A 16,779-nucleotide genomic window follows, 5' to 3' on the forward strand; every position below is an offset into this window, starting at 1 on the left:
TCATCAATGCGTCGAAAATGTGGGAGCTTCAGCCAGCCTTCGCCATCGGACGGCGGCTCGACACCCCGACCGCCACGCCGAGCAAGGCCAAACCGCCGCCCAGGAGATGGTAGCCCTGGAGGGCTTCGCCCAGCACCAGCCAGGCAAGCGTCGCGACGAACACCGGGACAAGGTTGATGTAAAGCGCGCTGCGTGCCGCTCCCAGCTTGCGGATCGCCTGCATCCACAGAAACGGAGCCAGCAGCGAGGTCGGGAGCGCGGCGAACAGCACCAGCGGCAGGCTCTCCGCCGTGACCGGCGAGATATCGCTCATCAGCCAGAGGGGAAAGAGCACCAGAACCGCAAACCCGATCTGCCACCACAATTGCGGCCACATCGGAAGCGCCAGCGACCAGCGCCGCAACAGCACGCCGTAGAAGGAATTCGCCACAATGGCGACCAGCATCAGTACGTCGCCAATATGGAAACCGCTTCGCACAAGCTCTTCAAGATCGCCGCGTGCGGCGAGAAAGACGAGACCGACGAGCGAGACAAGCCCGCCGAGAATCGTCCGGGATGTCAGCCCCTCGCCCGCGAGCGCCGACGCCAGCAGCACCGAGATCAGCGGCATCGACGCAACGAGCACGCCCATGTTGACCGCCGTTGTCGTCTCCGCCGCCACATACGCCAGGCACTGGTAGATGACCATGCCGAGCATGCCCAGCACGAAAAGCTTGGGCAGGTGCGCGAAAGCGAGCGCTCGGTGGCGCCAGACGCTCGGAGCAACCAGCGGAGTCAGCACGGCAAGGGCGATCACCCAGCGATAGAACGAGATCGATTCCGGCGCGATGACACCAGCGGATGCTTTGGTAACGATCGTGTTGCCCGACCAGATCAGAATCGTGGCGATGGGGTAGAAAGCATCGGCCAAAGCGGCAGGCCGAGTTTCACCTATTGCCGTATCCACCATTGGTCTGCTCCTGCCGTCCGCGCTTCGGGTCTCTCCTCTAGCAACTGTCGAAAACGCGTTATATAGCGAATAGCGGAAATCATATGACGGAGTCCGGTCATGGTCATCGAGTACGGTGGAGTTGATGGCGAGCCTCCGGAGCCAATCTATTTCCGCACCGAGTATTATCCGGCGGGCATGGTCTTCCCGCCGAAGCGGCAGGTCTGGGGCGAGTTGAACTATGCGCTGCAGGGCGTTGCAGAGATCACGGTCGAGGGCGTTCGCTATCTGTCGCCGCCGCAATATGCGATCTGGATTCCGCCAGACGCCGAGCATGATGCCAGCAACCGTCGCGACATCCGCTATGTCACCACCTACGTCGCGCGCGACCTCTGCCACGATCTGCCACAAAAGCCATGCATGCTGGAGCTTGGGCCGCTTCTAAAGGCGATCCATGCGGATTTCGCCGAGCGCGGTATCCGGCATCCCCGAACGGAGGAGGACTTGCGGCTGGCGATGGTCATCGTCGACCGCATCCGCTCGGCGCGCCGTTTCGATCACTATCTGCCCGTTTCCGACGACCCGCTCGTCGCACCAATCCTCCTGCAATTGCAGGAGAACCCCGGGGACCGGAGATCACTGGCGGAGTTCGGACGGCTTGTGGGGAAAACGGAGAGAACCCTGTCGCGCAGGTTCCAGGAGAGGCTTGGCATGTCGTTCAACGACTGGCGACAGCGGTTGCGCGTGCTGGCCGCCCTGTCGCTTCTGGAGGACGGTCACAGTGTCCAGGCCATTTCGCGCCGCCTCGGCTACGGCAATCCATCGGCGTTCATTGCCATGTTCCGGCGGCTGACGGGAACGAGCCCCAAGGCCGGGCGCGCCGGGCTCTGACAGTCACGCGATCGCGGATTTGCCCCGCGATAGCATGGCCTCGACCACGAGCAGGAGAAGAAGGATGCCAAGCGCCAGCGCCACCAGGGGCGTGCCATGAATTCCATGAACGAACGCGGCCAGCGCCCCGAAGACGATCGCTCCGAGCAATCGGAGCACGAGCGGACCTAGACCGGCGAACGCGCGAAAGGCGGCATCGGCAAGGAGATAAAGCGCCAGGCCCCACAGCAGGATGGCGTCGGAGCCGTGAGCCGCATCGGCACCGTGCCCTGCCGCGTCGGCAACCGCGAGCGCGGCGGTGCCCGCCTTCAGCCCGGCCGCGATCAGAATCAATCCGGCGATCATGAAGAGATGCGCCCCGTTATAACCGAACAGAGCGATGCGCGTCCGCTTCCTGTTGTCCGCCTGCAGCATGCGGTGTTCCGCCAGCGCATCGTCACGGTCGAAGTAACTCCACCACAATGTGGCAACGAGCGCGACAGCCAGGAGAAGCATGGCAAAGGCATTGAGGTCATGCGGCAGGCCACCAAAGCCGCTGCCGACGGCGATGATGATCTCACCGAGCACAATGATCAGCAGCAGGCCGTGGCGCTCGACGAAGTGGCCGGCATCGAGCGCGAAGCCATCCCCCGTATTGGCGATTGTCACGACGACGTAGAGGAGCGCCGGTGCCAGGAGCAGGATCCAGGACCAGTCCGCCTCGATCATGCCGGCGGCGATCACCAGCAGGGCTGCGGCGATGTTGAAGGGCACGATGCGCAGCATGGCCCGCGCGGCAGCTTTGCCGCCCTGCCAGAAAAACGCCAGGAAATGCAGGGCGACGATGTAGAGATAGGCAAGACCGAAGACCAGCCGGCCATCGCCATGGCTCTCGGGGATGGCGAGCGCCATGACAAGGAAACCCGCCATCGCCGCGACCAGTACCAGCCGCATGGTCTTTGGCGTGTGCGCGTGATTGGTCAGCCAGATGTAGCCGCCATACATCCACCAGACCAGCATCAGCACGGAGAGCGCATAGAGGTAGTCGACCGCCCCATGGGCGTGCTCGACGAGGTGGGTGATCTGCGTGATCGTGAAAACGAAGACCAGGTCGAAAAACAGTTCGATGGTCTGGGCGCGGAAGGGCGCCGGGTGCTCGCTCATGCCGGACATGCAACCTCCGCCGCCGCGTCATCCCGGAAGAAAACAACGTGCGGGCGTATCTGTCCAGTGGTTGCGGTCGCGTGGCGAGAGGATTTTGTCGCCCAGAGGAAGGCATTTTAGAGGTGCGCCCAAAGGACAATCTCGCCACGAGCGCGAGGCAGCCCGCATTGAATGCCGCATCAGGTGATGCTATTTTTGATGCATCAGGAGAACGCGGATGCGAACGACGATTACCATCGACGATGATTTGCTTGCAAAAGCCCGCGACTACACGGGAATAGAAGAAACCCCCACACTTGTCCGCATGGCGCTGCAATCCCTGGTGCAGCGGGAAGCGGCACGGCGCCTTGCACTCTTGGGAGGTTCCGCACCCGACCTAGAAGCCCCGCCAAGGCGTCGCTTTGATCCCGTGGACACTGAATGATCCTGGCGGATAGTTCCATCTGGATCGATCACCTGCGATCGGTCGACCCTGGCCTGCAGGCCCTGCTGAACAGCGAACAGGTGATCATTCATCCCTTTGTGATTGGGGAACTGTCGCTCGGGCATATTCCCCGATACGACCAGATCATGACCATGCTGGCCGACCTTCCCACGATAGCTACCGCGCATGACACCGAGGTTCGTCATCTCATCCGCAGCAAAAGCCTGTTCGGTACAGGAATAGGCTATGTGGATGCACACCTTCTCGCTTCCGTGAACCTAGTTCCCGAACATCAATTGTGGACGCGCGACAAGAGACTTCACCGGATAGCGACCACGCTGAAGGTGGCCGCGCCGGTTTACCTGCACTGAGTCTTACATATTCGGATAAACCGGCCCCTCGCCGCCCTGTGGCGGCACCCAGGTGATGTTCTGGTTCGGGTCCTTGATGTCGCAGGTCTTGCAGTGGACGCAGTTCTGGGCGTTGATCACGAAAACCTCGTCACCGTCCTTCTCTACCCATTCATAGACACCGGCCGGACAGTAGCGGGTCGAAGGGCCGGCATAGACTCCGAGTTCGGAGCGCTTCTGCAGGTCCATATCCTTCACCTTGAGATGAACCGGCTGGTCCTCCTCGTGGTTGGTGTTGGAGAGAAACACCGACGACAGGCGATCGAAGGTCAGCACGCCATCGGGCTTCGGATAGTCGATCGGCTTGTGGTTCGCCGCCGGCTCCAGGCTCTCGGCATCGGTTTTCCCGTGCTTCAGCGTGCCGAAGACGGAGAAGCCGAACAGCTGGTTGGTCCACATATCGAGGCCGCCGAGCGCGACGCCGATCGCGGTGCCGAACTTCGACCACAGCGGCTTGACGTTGCGCACGCGCTTCAGATCCTTGCCGATCGCGGTGGAGCGCCAGGCGTTCTCGATCTCGACCGGCTCGTCATTGGCCCGGCCGGCGGCGATCGCCTCGGCGATCTTCTCTGCCGCCAGCATGCCCGACAGCACGGCGTTGTGGGACCCCTTGATGCGCGGCACGTTCACGAAGCCGGCGGAACAGCCGATCAGCGCACCACCCGGGAAGGAGAGCTTCGGCACCGACTGGTAGCCGCCTTCCGTGATGGCGCGGGCGCCGTAGGACAGCCGCTTGCCGCCCTCGAAGGTCGAGGCAATCGCCGGATGCGTCTTGAAGCGCTGGAATTCCTCGAAGGGGTAGAGATAGGGGTTCTTGTAGTTCAGGTGCACGACGAAGCCGACGGCGACCATGTTGTCCTCGAGGTGATAGAGGAAGGAGCCGCCACCCGTCTTCATGCCGAGCGGCCAGCCGAAGGAGTGCTGCACGAGACCCGGCTTGTGGTTCTCCGGCTTGACCTGCCAGAGTTCCTTGAGGCCGATGCCGTATTTCTGAGGCTCGCGGTCCTTCGACAGATCAAACTTCGCGATGAGCTGCTTGGCCAGCGACCCACGCACGCCTTCCGAGATCAGAACATACTTGCCGAGCAGTTCCATGCCGCGCGTATAGTTGGGACCCGGCTCGCCATTCTTCTCGATGCCCATGTCGCCGGTCGCGACACCGATCACGGCGCCCTCGTCGTTATAGAGCACTTCGGATGCGGCAAAGCCCGGATAGATCTCGACGCCAAGTTCTTCCGCCTTGGTCGCAAGCCACCGACAGACATTGCCGAGCGAGACGATGTAATTGCCGTGATTGTTCATCAGCGGCGGCATGAAGGCGTTCGGCAGGCGGATCGAGCCGGCAGGGCCGAGGAACAGGAAGTGGTCGTCGGTAACTTCCGTCTTGAAGGGATGGCCCTCTTCCTCGCGCCAGCCGGGCAGCAGCGCGTCAACACCGATCGGATCGACCACGGCCCCGGAGAGAATATGGGCGCCGACTTCAGCACCCTTTTCGAGCACGACGACCGTCAGGTCCGGATTGACCTGCTTGAGACGGATCGCGGCAGACAGGCCCGCCGGCCCCGCGCCGACGATCACCACGTCGAATTCCATGCTCTCGCGCTCAGGCAGTTCCATCGCCTCGGTCATATCCTCACCTTTTTCTTTCCTGGTGCCCCGATTTGCCTCCTTCCTTGGCAAAACGAAGCCCGCTTGTCGAGCCACGACGCGACAGGCAATGGCCTATTTCATCTCCAGCGGAGAGGTCGCGCGCGAAATTACGTTTACGTTAACGTCAACAAGATCGAAAAACAAGGCGCCTCACGCCCGAAAGCTGGCGCGGTACTCGGTGGGCGTTTTGCCCGTCAGGTCGCGAAACGCGGCGTTGAAGGCGGAGAGCGAGGTGTAGCCGACGGAGAGGCAGATATCGGTGACGGAGGCGTCTGTCATTGCAAGCGCCTCGACGGCGCGGATGATGCGGATGCGGCGCAGCGCCTCGCGCCAGGTCATGCCCATTTCCTCCGAAAACCGGCGGGCGAGCGTGCGTGGCGACTGGCCGCTGTCGCGGGCGATTGTGTCGAAGTCAGGCTCGCCGCGCGCCCTCTCCTCCGTCAATGCCAGCGCCCGGGCCAGCCCCTCGCTTGCCGGGGCGGGCAGGACGCAGGGACTTGGCGTTTCCGCGAGACGAAGCGCAACGGTCGAAAGTGTCTTGAAGATTTGGCGGGCGTAAGACGTGAGCGAACTGGTCTCCTGCCCCCATTGCCGGCATTCGGCGATGAGTTCGCGGGCAAGCGGCGAGACGTCGAAGACGGTCAGCGCGCGAGCAGGCGCCGGCATGAAACTCGGTGAAAACAGCACGGAGGCAGAGACCAGCTTCGACAGGATCGAGATGGTGATGGGTTCGCCCGCCGCAATCAGGGCCGCGCGAGCTGGCGGCAATGTCCACCGCCGTCCGCCGGCCTCCAGCCGGATCGTGCCTTCCAGCGCATAGAGCAGATAATGCCGGTCCGTCCGGAATTCGGTCGGGCCAGCGGGTTCGAAGCTCCTGTGAAAGCAATAGGCGTCCGGCTCCATGCCGTCAGTTTACCGTCTGGACGAGTTCGGCGTCAAAGCGGCGACTGACGGGCGCCGCAGACATCATCGGGCGGAGCATCCGTCCCGTCTCGGCGAAGATCTCGGAGCCCGTATAGGCGGTGAAATCGGCGTCGGTTTCCCATTCGTGCAGCACGCCCAGCCCGGTCTCGGTCGTCGGATCGGCGAAGGGCATGAAAGCCATACAGCCTTTCATGGCGCGTATGGCCGGCGCTTCGGCCACCAGAAGGGCGAGTGCCTCCGCGCGGCGAGCGGGATCGACGGAAAAGAAGAGGTGAGCGATGCGCATGGTGCCTTGTCCTTGTCGTTAGCGAATGAACACGCAGACACTCATGCCGGGAAGAGGCATGGCGCGCCAACGCGGGAGGGACATTTTCGCGCGTCAATCTGCCAAACCGCCCAAGTCACCCGTCACGCCTGCGATGCATCGCGGCAACACCTCACCATGTGTGAACGAAATTTAAATTACGGGCCGTTTGAATGGCCTGCGTTAACCCTTCGTTAACCACGACGCAGATAGCTATTTTCGAAATGATTTCTTAACCGAGATGAGCAAAGTGCTAACAGAAGCTCGTGCAATCCGCATCAAGGGCCGCTCCTTCCTCGCGGTCGTCCTGACCCCGGAACTGCCGGTCGCAGACTGGCTGGCCCGGCTGGAAGACCTCGCCGCGCGTTCGGCGGGTTTCTTTCTCTCGCGCCCCGTCGTGCTCGACATCGCCGAGCTCGACATCAGCCGTGCCGAGTTGCGGGAGCTGATCGACGAGCTCGCCGCCCGCAATGTCCGGATCATGGGCATCGAGGGTGGTCGCCCGTCGCTGTTCGATGCCACGATGCCGCCTCAGCTCAAGGGCGGGCTCGAAGGCGCCGAGATCGAAGTGCCGGAAGACAATGCAGGAGAACGCAAGCCGGCCGCCGTGCAGAAGGCCGCCGAGAAGTCCGGCCCCGCTTTTGCGGTACACGGTTCCTCGTCGCTGGTGCTGCGCGAGCCGGTGCGCTCCGGCCAGACCGTGATCTTCCCCGAGGGTGACGTGACCGTGCTCGGTTCGGTCGCCTCGGGTGCCGAAGTCATCGCCGGCGGCTCGATCCACGTCTACGGCACGCTGCGCGGACGCGCGCTCGCCGGCACGTCCGGCAACCCCAGCGCGGCGATCTTCTGCCGCAAGCTCGAGGCGGAGCTGCTTGCCGTCGACGGAATCTACAAGACGGCCGAAGACCTGCCGCCGGAAATGCTCGGCAAGCCCGCGCATCTGTGGCTCGACGGAGAATCGATCGTTGCCGAAACCATTGCCTGAGCCGTCAGCGGCCGGACCAGAGGAGAAGAACATGGCCAAAGTCATCGTCGTCACATCGGGCAAGGGCGGGGTCGGCAAGACCACGACCACCGCCGCCATCGGGGCCGCGCTCGCCCAGCGCGGCGAACGCACCGTCGTCATCGATTTCGACGTCGGCCTGCGCAATCTCGATCTCGTGATGGGCGCGGAACGCCGCGTCGTCTACGACTTCATCAACGTCATCCAGGGCGATGCGAAGTTGCCGCAGGCGCTGATCCGCGACAAGCGGCTCGACAACCTCTTCCTGCTCGCCGCCTCCCAGACCCGCGACAAGGACGCACTGACGACCGAAGGCGTCGATGATGTCATGGAACAGCTGAAGCGCTATTTCGACTGGATCGTCTGCGACAGCCCGGCCGGCATCGAGCGCGGCGCCACACTTGCCATGCGCCATGCGGATGCCGCCGTTGTCGTCACCAATCCGGAAGTTTCCTCCGTTCGCGACTCCGACCGGATCATCGGCCTGCTGGACGCCAAGACCCAGAAGGCAGAGCGCGGCGAGCGGATGGAAAAGCACCTGCTGCTCACCCGCTACGACGTCAACCGCGCCGAGCGCGGCGACATGCTGAAGGTCGACGACGTGCTCGAAATCCTGTCGATCCCACTGCTCGGCGTGATCCCGGAAAGCACCGATGTACTGCGCGCCTCGAACCTCGGCACGCCCGTCACGCTCGCCGATCCGCGTTCCGCTCCGGCCATGGCCTATAGCGAAGCCGTCCGCCGCCTTGCCGGCGAGGACGTGCCGGTCACCATGCCTGGCGACAAGCGCGGCATCTTCGACAAGCTCTTCGGCCGGAGGGCGGCATGAACATATTCCGGATTTTCCGCCGGGAAAGCTCGGCGCCAACCGCTCGGGAACGTCTGCAAGTGCTCCTCTCGCATGAACGCCTCGCCGGCGACCCGTCCGACCTCGTGACGCTTCTTCGCGGCGAAATCGTCGCGGTCATCGCCCGGCACGTCAACATCGACCCTGAGAAGGTGGTCGTCACGATGGATCGCGGCCCGACCGTCTCGGTTCTGGAGATCGACGTCGAGATCCCGCTGCAGCAGGACATGAAGGCGGCCTGAGGCTAGCCCTGTCAACCATCACCGCCGGCGTCCGCGAAAAGCGAGCGCCGGCGGTTTCGTTTTGTGCCGAGAGCTAACGCCGATTGTCTAGGGTCTCCGCCGGAGCTACAGATTTTCGATCTTCTTCCAGCGGAGCCACCCATGCCCCTCCCCCCTCTCACGCCCGAAGATATCCTCGAAAAGATTGCCGATCTTCATCCCGATCTCACCGTCCTCGGACCCGAGGTCCTGCGGTCGCGCCATCCGGGCGAACATCCGGACAATTTCGCGGGCGGCGTCATGGCACAGCCAGCCTCGACGGAGGCCGCCGCGACGCTCGTGCGCTGGTGCCGTGAGAACGACGTCGCAATCGTGCCCCAGGGCGGACTCACGGGGCTCGTCGGCGGCAATATCAGCCACGCCGGCGAGGTCATCCTGTCGTCGTCGCGACTCAACCGCATCGTTGCGGTGCATGCCGACGAGATGACAGTGGAGGTCGAGGCGGGCGTCGCGCTGGAAGCCTTGCAGCAGGCGCTGCTGCCGCACGGCCTGACGACCGGCATCGATCTCGGCTCGCGCGGCACGGCGACGGTGGGCGGCATGGTGTCCACCAATGCCGGTGGCATCCTCGCCTTCCGCAACGGCGTGATGCGCCATCAGGTGCTGGGACTGGAGGCCGTGCTGCCGTCGGGCGAGATCTATTCGGACCTGACGCGCGTGGTGAAAGTGTCCGCCGGCCCCGATCTCAAACATCTCTTCATCGGCGGCGAAGGCGCGTTCGGCTTCGTCACCAAGATCGTGCTGAAACTGGAGCCTATCCGACCGCATCGCGCGACAGCCTTTGTCGGCGTGGGTGACGCTGCTTCGGCGCTGGCCGTCATTCGAAAGTTTCGCTCGAGATCGGGCATCCTGCTGGAGGGTGCCGAACTGATGTGGCCGCGCTATATCCGCGACCACGCGGCGCTCAAGGGCTTCGACCTCTCGTGGCTGGACGGCGATGATGCAGGAGCCCTGCTGGTCTCGGTTTCGGCCGGGACCGAGGAGGCCGCCTCTGCCGCTCTGGAAGAGGAGCTTGAGGCTCTCTGGGAGCCGGTCGGCATCAGGGGCGCGATCCTCGCGCAGTCGCTCGACCAGGCCCGGAAATTCTGGGACATCCGAGAAGACTCAGGCTTCTACTACGCCGAAATCCCAAACGCGCCCTCTTTCGACATCTCCGTGCCGCCAAGTTATCTGGACACCTATGTGGCGGGGGTCGCCGAACGGCTGAAGGCAATCGATGAGTCCTACGATTTCTACGTCTACGGCCATATCGCAGACGGCAACCTGCACCTGACGCTGAAGAAGCCGGGACCGCTACCGGAGCGCGAATTGCTGGCGGTGGAAGGTGCGATCTATTCGGGGGTGCAGGCGGCGGGCGGCTCGTTCTCGGCCGAACACGGCGTCGGGCTGGAGAAGCGGCATGCCTATGAGGCCAACGTGCCGAAGACGAAGCGGGATCTGGCACGGCTGGTCAAGCAGGCGGTCGATCCGAAGGGTCTCTTCAACCCGGGAAAAGTACCCTTCTAGGGCGCGCAACCTCCGCGTCCACTCTCCCCAAAAATCACCTAGCCGAACCGTAATCTCCGTTTGAAGCCTGACACGGTTTCGCGCACTCTCCCGGCACAAGAAACGGGGAACGGCGCAATGACGATTACATACGGTTTCATCGGCCTCGGCCATCTCGGCCGGCATCTGGCCGGCAGTCTGGTGCGGGCGGGTTTTTCGGTCGTGGTCAACGATCTCGACCGTGGCAATGCGGAAGACCTGCTGAACGCAGGCGCCCGCTGGGCCGATGATCCGCAGGCGGTCGCCGAGGCCGTCGATGCCGTCATCACCTGCCTGCCCTCGCCCAAGGTGAGCGAGCGGGTCCTGACCGGCGAGCGCGGCATCCTCTCAGGGCTCAAAAGCGGCGGCACCTGGATCGAGATGAGCACGCTCGACGAGCAGGAGGTGCTGCGTCTTGCAAAAATCGCGGCAGAGCATGGCGTGCGTATGGTCGAATCGCCGGTGACGGGGGGAGTCCATCTCGCCGCGACGGCGGAGATCACCGTGATCATCGGCGGCGACGAAGACCTCTACGCCCTGCACCTGCCGGCCTTCCAGGCCATGGGCAAACGCATTTTCCGGGCCGGTCCGCTCGGCAAGGCGGCGGTGATCAAGGTGATCACTAACATGCTGGCCTTCATCCACCTGATCGCCACCGGCGAGGCGCTGATGCTGGCCAAGAAGGGCGGCATCGACCTCACCGACGCCTTCAACATCATCAAGGCGTCCTCCGGCAACAGCTTCGTGCACGAGACCGAGGGCCAGGTGATCCTGAACGGCAGCTACAACATCAATTTCACCATGGACCTTGCCTGCAAGGACCTGGGCTTCGCGATGGGCTTCGGCCGTGACTTCGGCGTCCCCCTCGACCTCGCCTCCCACGCCCTGCAAACCTTCATCCGCGCCCGTTCCGTTTACGGCGGCGACGCTTGGTCGTCCCAGGTGGTGAAGCTCCTGGAGGACGCCGTCGGCACCGATCTGCGAGCGCCCGGCTTTCCGGCGGAGCTTTAGACGCGCGCCAGAGAGCGTATCCTCCCGTTTCAGGCTTTTCCATCAGCAGGTTCTGTTATATGAATTTTTTGTGACAGACAGCAACAGGAGCACCCATTGGGGGAGAGAAAAAACATCTATGCCGCGATGGTCGACGGGGCAACGGAAGGGCGGAGTGACCGCGACCTCTTCAGCTACATCATTGAGCGCTGCCCGAATGCATCCGCGCGAAAGATCCTGCGCGCCGCCGTTCTGGGCCTTGAGGACCCGAAGCTGATCGATCGGAACGTGCTCAACACGATCCTGGCATTTGCTGTGAAGACGAAGCTGAGGGACTTCGACCGCAAGCCGCCAAAACCGCGAAAGAGTGCTAAGGCAAACGCGGAGGACGCGGTGACGGTGCCTTCCCCGTCTTGAGACCGATGCGCTGCCACCAAGCCCGCAAGATCCTTTTTTGATGGTCGATTAACCGGACCGAAACGGAACTCGGTCTACTGTCGTGACCGAGGAAGGGTGATCCAGATCGCGCTTCACGGCAACGTTACGGCCAGCAACCGGGTAAGCGAGCGTGCGCGACGTTCTAAGCGTGATACACCGAATTCGCATCGCTTATGTCGGCGCGACCTGCCTCTCGACCACGGCCGTCGGATTCGGCCTCATGGCGCTGATCGGGCCCAGAGCCGAGACGACGGCCGACGTGAGTTTCGCTTCGGCGGCCGCGCTCTGCAGCGCCTTGGCCAGCGCCGCCCTGATTTCCCATGTCCTGCCCTTCACCTCGATCTGGCGACAATTTCGTGCACAACGGGAAAAGGCCGAACGCCGCGCCAATATCGACGATCTCTCGGGCTGCCTCAATCGCCGCCGTTTCATGGAAATCCTCGACCAGAGGCTTTCCGACATCACCTCCCGGCAGATCAGGAGACAGCAAACGCAAGACCTGACGCTGCTGCTGATCGACGTCGATCATTTCAAGATGATCAATGACGGCTTCGGTCATGCGAGCGGCGACGACGTGCTACGGGCACTCGGGCGGCGGGCGCTCGCGGAGTCCGGCTGGACTGCCGGCCGCCTCGGCGGAGACGAATTCGCCATCATCGTGGACGACACCGATCACCGTTCGCTCGATCACCGCATCCGGCGCTTTTGTCAGGAACTCGCGGCCGAGCTTCGAGACAAGGAAAAGACGCGCGGATACCAGGGTGTCTCGATTGGCGTCGCGAGCGCCCCCGCCGATGCCGCCAACTCCCATGACCTGCTGAACAAGGCCGATGTCGCGCTCTATGTCGGCAAGCGCAACGGTCGCGGCAACATCACATATTACCACAAGGATATGGAGCGCGAGCATGCCGAGCAGCGCCAGATCGCGCGTGATCTTCAGGCGGCGCTGCTGCTCGATCAACTCGAACTTCACTACCAGCCGATCGTCGGTCTTGATGGCGAACTCGCCGCCGTCGAGGCGCTCCTACGCTGGCGCAACAATGTCGGCGGTTACGTGCCGCCGGACAAGTTCGTGCGGGTGGCCGAACAGTCGGACATGATCGACAGGCTGGGCGAGTGGGTCTTCCGACGCGCCTGCCGTGATCTCAAGGCGGTCGATTTTCCACGTGTCTCGGTCAATGTCTCCGGCGCGCAGTTGAAGAACGACAGGCTGGTGCCGATGCTGCGGACCGTCTTGCGCGAGACCCGGTGCGACGCCTCGCGCTTCACACTTGAGATCACCGAAACGGTTGTGCTGCGGGCCACGCCGGCAGTGTTGCGCACGCTGCGCGAATTGCGGGCGATGGGCTTCCTGATCGCCCTCGACGACTTCGGCACCGGCAATAATTCCTTTGCCTTGCTGCGCGACCTGCCGGTCGATTTCATCAAGATCGACAAGAGCTATACGCAGCGGCTCGAAACCGACAAGATATCCCAGGTTTTCGTCACCGCTGTCGGCGAGATCGCAAAGGCGCTCGGCATGTCCGTCGTTGCGGAGGGCATAGAGACCGAAGAACAGCACGCCTGCGCTCGCATTGCCGGGGCGGTGCGCTTTCAGGGCTATCTCCACGGCAAGGCGCAGCCGCCACGCGCCGTCGCGTCGATCGCCGGTCAAGCGGCCGGATAGTCATCACCGTTTCCGCACCGCAGTCTCCGTGCCCGACCGCATGGTCAGGATGACCGTGCCAGTTTCATCCGCACCCACGGCCAGGCGCTGACCATCAGGATACCTGCGATCACGGCCGCCGCGCCCGCCAAGAAGGGCGGCGTCAGCGGATCTCCGAGCAGCAGTACGCCGAGCGTCACGCCGAAAAGCGGGGTGATGAAGGAGAAGACGCCGAGCGCCGAGGCCATATATTTCGTCAGCAGCCAGAACCAGATGAGGAAAGAGAAGAAGGCGACGACGAGCGACTGGAAGGCAAGATGGGCAAAGAGTGCCACAGTCGGCACGATATCGGCCTTGCCCGTCAGCACCGCCGTGCCCACAAGGATCGCGAAGGCGCCGACGAGCTGGTAGAACAGCGTGTGGGTGGCGGGAATGCGGGAGAGGCTGGTCGAGCGGATCAGCACCGTGGTGGAGCCCCAGAGCGCGCCTGCGAGCAGGGCCATCAGATCACCTCGCAGTGTGACGCCTTCCGCCGCCATGCCCTCACGTCCCAGAAAGGCGATCGCGATACCGCATGCGGCAAGGCCGATGCCCAACCATTGCATGGACGCCAGCCGTTCCGACGGCAGCTTCCAGTGCAGGCCGAGGCCGGCGAAGATCGGCGCTGTATACATGAAGACGACGACGTGCGAGGCGGTCGTGTGCTCCAGCGCCGCGCCGACCATCAGGAACTCGATGCCGAAGATCAGGCCGGCAAGAGCGCCCATGGCCGCCGTCCGGCCGGTAAAGGCGATATGGCCGCCCCGAAACCGAACAAGCAGCCAAACACAGAGCGCGGCGACGCCCGAGCGTATGCCGATCTGAAGCACCGGCCCCGCCAGCGGTTCGGTCGCCTTCAGGCCGATCTGCTGGATCGCCCAGATGAAGCAGATCAGCAGCATCAAGGAGATGGCGCGTATGTCGAGTGGCTTGCGGCTGTCCAAGGTGGGCTTCCCCCTCTGTTTTTCATCCTCGTCTAGCATCGCCGTGACGGGAAGAACATAACGGGTTGAGGACGTTGCCTGTCGAGAACACGACAGCGGGTCGCACCCGCCCTTTTCTTTTGCCCCTCGCCCTTGCTAGGGTCCGCCCAATGCAAATCATTTCTGGAAGGAAATCGCCATGGATCTCGGACTGTCGGGCAAACGCGCTCTCGTGCTGGCCGCCTCGCGGGGGCTTGGCCTCGGCATTGCAAAAGCGCTTGCCGCCGAAGGCTGCCAGGTGCTGATCTGCGGCCGTACGGAAGAAAAGCTGAAGGCCAATGTCGAGGAGATGCGGGCCGCGGGCGGCAAGGCGGACTATGTCGTCGCCGACATCGCCGACGCGCATTTCGCCGACCAGATGATCCACGCCGTGCACGACAAGCTCGGCGGCATCGACATCCTGATCAACAATACCGGCGGCCCGACGCCCGGGATGGCGGAGGAGATGGATGCGGACAAGCTCTACACCTTCTTCCAGTCCATGGTGGTGCGGGTGATCACGCTCACCAATGCTCTGGTACCGCTGATGAAGACGCAGGGCTTCGGACGGATCGTCACTGTGGCGTCGTCGGGCGTCTTCGAGCCGATCCAGAATCTCGCGCTCTCCAACACGCTGCGCGGCGCACTGGTCGGCTGGAACAAGACGCTCGCCACCGAAGTCGCCTCCTATGGCGTCACGGCCAACATGCTGCTGCCCGGTTCGATCCACACAGATCGCATCGACGAACTCCAGGCCGCCAATGCGAAGCGGACCGGCACGCCGATCGAGGAAATCCGCGAAAACGCACTGAAGTCGATCCCGACGGGACGTCTGGGACGGGTCGAGGAATTCGGCGCGACGGCCGCCTTCCTCTGCTCGGTGCAGGCAAGCTACATCACCGGTAGCATGATCCGGGTCGACGGCGGCGCGGCGAAGTCGCTCTGAACGACAACCGCCCTGCGACCGGTTGTCGCAAATTCCTCTGGTGAAACGGTGAAGCTGCGCTATAGTGGTGCGACAAATCGCTCCACCGGAGGAGTACATGGAACAGATTCGTTTCGGCCTGACCGTGATCGGCGGTCTCATTCTCGTCGTCGGCCTGCTCTGGGTCGGCCATGGCACCGGCGCGATCAGCCTTCCCGGCACCGGCTTCATCTCGAAGGAAAGTGTCTGGGTGATCAACGGCGCGCTCGTCGCGGCCTTCGGTCTCCTGGTGCTGGTTGCAACCCGGCGCCTGCTGCGCAAGGATGGCAACCACATCCACTGAATGCGGCGACCGTCCAGACGGGCACCGCCCGTCGAAGGTAGCGCTCCATGACCATCGCACGACGTCTCATCCGCATCGTCGCCCTTCTGGCGATCATCATCGGCATTGTCTGGGTCGGCCAGGGCACGGGACTTTTCCCCTACCCCGCCTCCAGCTTCATGATCAACCAGGCGCCGTGGGTTCTCTACGGCATCCTCCTGGCTGCGGCGGGCATCGTTCTGATGTTCGTCTCCCGCCGCTTCCAGCGCTAGCTCAGAAGTCTTCCGCCAGTTTCGGCAGGTCGGCGATCAGGCCGTCGCGGGTGCCGAAGCTGATCGGTTCCTCCTGCGGCCGGTCGGCGACGCGCATGCGGGCGAAGACCAGGGTTTGGCCATCCCGTTCGGCCCAGCCGACGAACCAGCCGAGGGGCCGGTTGCGGTCCGTCTTGCCCGCATTGTCGCGCAGCCAGCCGCTGCCGGTCTTGCCCTTCACCGTCCAACCGTCCTTCGCCTCGAACCGGGGCGTGATCGCCTTCGTATAATCAAGGGCCGCATCGGAAATCGACAGCGCGCCCGTGAGGAAGCGCCGCAGGAAATCGACCTGCTGGTCGGGCGAAATCAGAAGCGAGGACATCAACCAGGATTCCGTGAGGCTGTCGGAGCCGGGCCCGCCGGAAACATCGCGATTGCCGTAGCCGAACCGCTGGACATAGTCGGCGAAGCGGTTTTCGCCGAGCTTGCGGGTGATCTCCTGCGAATACCAGACGATGGAGTCCTTTTCCCAGATCGTCGGATCGACGGATTTCTGCTCGCGCTTCGAGCGGTTGAACTCCGGCCTGTAATCCCAGCGCGGCGTCTTCTCGTCGATCAGGATGCCCGCGTCATAACCCATCATGGCCAAAGGCAGCTTGAAGGTCGACTGCGGATAAAAACCCTTGTCGCATGTCCCTTCGCGGTGCAGGACGTCGCCGCTGTCGAGATCGGCGATAACGGTACAATGGATGATATCCTTCGCAGAGGCGACCGACGGCAATGAAAATGCCCCGAAAGCGGCCATTCCAAGCGCCACCACAAACTTCCTTCGCAAAACCATGCTGCTCTCCCGCGTTGAATGCCGCTCCTCTCTAATC

General features: G+C 63.2%; 20 protein-coding genes. 13 read left to right on the forward strand and 7 right to left on the reverse strand.

Translation table 11 applies throughout. The features are described from left to right. Nucleotides 1-28: 28 nt before the first annotated feature. The gene (locus tag J5J10_RS11470) at nucleotides 29-949 is read right to left on the reverse strand and encodes a DMT family transporter (RefSeq protein ID WP_211929965.1); all 921 of its coding nucleotides are present in this window, start codon (nucleotides 947-949) and stop codon (nucleotides 29-31) included. A gap of 99 nt (nucleotides 950-1,048) precedes the next feature. On the opposite strand from J5J10_RS11470, the gene J5J10_RS11475 reads away from it, so the two are divergent. Continuing rightward, a complete protein-coding gene (locus J5J10_RS11475; RefSeq protein ID WP_211929966.1) occupies nucleotides 1,049-1,819 on the forward strand; it encodes a helix-turn-helix transcriptional regulator in 771 nt (256 codons plus the stop codon). Nucleotides 1,820-1,822: 3 nt separating this feature from the next. On the opposite strand, the gene J5J10_RS11480 is transcribed toward J5J10_RS11475, so the two are convergent. Further along, complete coding sequence (locus J5J10_RS11480) at nucleotides 1,823-2,971, reverse strand: low temperature requirement protein A (RefSeq protein WP_211929967.1); 1,149 nt, start codon at nucleotides 2,969-2,971, stop codon at nucleotides 1,823-1,825. A 208-nt stretch (nucleotides 2,972-3,179) separates the two neighbouring features. Between J5J10_RS11480 and J5J10_RS11485 the strand changes: the two genes are divergently transcribed. Together J5J10_RS11485 and J5J10_RS11490 are read left to right on the forward strand one after the other, a co-directional pair. Continuing rightward, on the forward strand, nucleotides 3,180-3,386 hold the full coding sequence (locus J5J10_RS11485) for a type II toxin-antitoxin system VapB family antitoxin (protein WP_211929968.1): 207 nt from the start codon (nucleotides 3,180-3,182) through the stop codon (nucleotides 3,384-3,386). Next, entirely contained in the window at nucleotides 3,383-3,757 is a 375-nt protein-coding gene (locus J5J10_RS11490) for a type II toxin-antitoxin system VapC family toxin (protein ID WP_211929969.1), read from the forward strand. Before J5J10_RS11485 ends, J5J10_RS11490 begins: the two co-directional genes overlap by 4 nt. Nucleotides 3,758-3,760: 3 nt before the next feature. Here J5J10_RS11490 and J5J10_RS11495 read toward each other — a convergent pair whose 3' ends face one another. From J5J10_RS11495 to J5J10_RS11505, 3 genes are all read right to left on the reverse strand, one after another. Further along, nucleotides 3,761-5,425: an electron transfer flavoprotein-ubiquinone oxidoreductase gene (locus J5J10_RS11495; RefSeq protein WP_211929970.1), complete on the reverse strand. Its 1,665-nt coding sequence runs from the start codon at nucleotides 5,423-5,425 to the stop codon at nucleotides 3,761-3,763. 171 nt (nucleotides 5,426-5,596) lie between these two features. Beyond that, the gene (locus J5J10_RS11500) at nucleotides 5,597-6,349 is read right to left on the reverse strand and encodes an AraC family transcriptional regulator (RefSeq protein WP_211929971.1); all 753 of its coding nucleotides are present in this window, start codon (nucleotides 6,347-6,349) and stop codon (nucleotides 5,597-5,599) included. 4 nt (nucleotides 6,350-6,353) lie between these two features. Further along, entirely contained in the window at nucleotides 6,354-6,656 is a 303-nt protein-coding gene (locus tag J5J10_RS11505) for an antibiotic biosynthesis monooxygenase (RefSeq protein ID WP_211929972.1), read from the reverse strand. Between the two features lie 259 nt (nucleotides 6,657-6,915). On the opposite strand from J5J10_RS11505, the gene minC reads away from it, so the two are divergent. The 7 genes from minC to J5J10_RS11540 all read left to right on the forward strand — a co-directional run bounded on the left by minC (nucleotide 6,916) and on the right by J5J10_RS11540 (nucleotide 13,423). Next, on the forward strand, nucleotides 6,916-7,659 hold the full coding sequence (gene minC / locus J5J10_RS11510; RefSeq protein WP_211929973.1) for a septum site-determining protein MinC: 744 nt from the start codon (nucleotides 6,916-6,918) through the stop codon (nucleotides 7,657-7,659). Between the two features lie 31 nt (nucleotides 7,660-7,690). Continuing rightward, nucleotides 7,691-8,506 carry a septum site-determining protein MinD gene (minD, locus tag J5J10_RS11515; RefSeq protein WP_208548985.1) on the forward strand — a complete coding sequence of 272 codons (816 nt, stop codon included), beginning with the start codon at nucleotides 7,691-7,693 and terminating at the stop codon, nucleotides 8,504-8,506. Continuing rightward, nucleotides 8,503-8,766: a cell division topological specificity factor MinE gene (minE, locus tag J5J10_RS11520; RefSeq protein WP_211929974.1), complete on the forward strand. Its 264-nt coding sequence runs from the start codon at nucleotides 8,503-8,505 to the stop codon at nucleotides 8,764-8,766. The genes minD and minE overlap by 4 nt, the downstream gene beginning before the upstream one ends. A gap of 141 nt (nucleotides 8,767-8,907) precedes the next feature. Then, complete coding sequence (locus J5J10_RS11525; RefSeq protein ID WP_211929975.1) at nucleotides 8,908-10,311, forward strand: FAD-binding oxidoreductase; 1,404 nt, start codon at nucleotides 8,908-8,910, stop codon at nucleotides 10,309-10,311. A 117-nt stretch (nucleotides 10,312-10,428) separates the two neighbouring features. Further along, entirely contained in the window at nucleotides 10,429-11,340 is a 912-nt protein-coding gene (locus tag J5J10_RS11530) for an NAD(P)-dependent oxidoreductase (RefSeq protein WP_211929976.1), read from the forward strand. Nucleotides 11,341-11,436: 96 nt separating this feature from the next. After that, the gene (locus tag J5J10_RS11535) at nucleotides 11,437-11,736 is read left to right on the forward strand and encodes a hypothetical protein (protein ID WP_211929977.1); all 300 of its coding nucleotides are present in this window, start codon (nucleotides 11,437-11,439) and stop codon (nucleotides 11,734-11,736) included. A gap of 151 nt (nucleotides 11,737-11,887) precedes the next feature. Next, nucleotides 11,888-13,423, forward strand: coding sequence for a bifunctional diguanylate cyclase/phosphodiesterase (locus J5J10_RS11540; protein WP_211929978.1), 1,536 nt, complete (start codon nucleotides 11,888-11,890; stop codon nucleotides 13,421-13,423). Nucleotides 13,424-13,467: 44 nt separating this feature from the next. Here the strand turns inward: J5J10_RS11540 and J5J10_RS11545 are convergent, their stop codons facing one another. Beyond that, nucleotides 13,468-14,385, reverse strand: a complete 918-nt coding sequence (locus J5J10_RS11545; RefSeq protein WP_211929979.1) for a DMT family transporter — start codon at nucleotides 14,383-14,385, stop codon at nucleotides 13,468-13,470. Nucleotides 14,386-14,563: 178 nt separating this feature from the next. On the opposite strand from J5J10_RS11545, the gene J5J10_RS11550 reads away from it, so the two are divergent. The 3 genes from J5J10_RS11550 (at nucleotide 14,564) to J5J10_RS11560 (ending at nucleotide 15,922) form a co-directional block, all read left to right on the forward strand. Next, nucleotides 14,564-15,349 (forward strand): SDR family oxidoreductase, encoded by a 786-nt coding sequence (locus J5J10_RS11550; protein ID WP_211929980.1) that lies wholly within the window; start codon nucleotides 14,564-14,566, stop codon nucleotides 15,347-15,349. 97 nt (nucleotides 15,350-15,446) lie between these two features. Beyond that, complete coding sequence (locus J5J10_RS11555) at nucleotides 15,447-15,671, forward strand: hypothetical protein (RefSeq protein ID WP_211929981.1); 225 nt, start codon at nucleotides 15,447-15,449, stop codon at nucleotides 15,669-15,671. Between the two features lie 47 nt (nucleotides 15,672-15,718). Next, nucleotides 15,719-15,922, forward strand: a complete 204-nt coding sequence (locus J5J10_RS11560; protein ID WP_211929982.1) for a hypothetical protein — start codon at nucleotides 15,719-15,721, stop codon at nucleotides 15,920-15,922. A 1-nt stretch (nucleotide 15,923) separates the two neighbouring features. Here the strand turns inward: J5J10_RS11560 and blaOXA are convergent, their stop codons facing one another. Continuing rightward, on the reverse strand, nucleotides 15,924-16,742 hold the full coding sequence (gene blaOXA / locus J5J10_RS11565) for a class D beta-lactamase (protein ID WP_211929983.1): 819 nt from the start codon (nucleotides 16,740-16,742) through the stop codon (nucleotides 15,924-15,926). Between the last annotated feature and the right edge of the window lie 37 nt (nucleotides 16,743-16,779).

Source organism: Ciceribacter sp. L1K23 (assembly GCF_018122705.1).
Lineage (GTDB): Bacteria > Pseudomonadota > Alphaproteobacteria > Rhizobiales > Rhizobiaceae > Allorhizobium.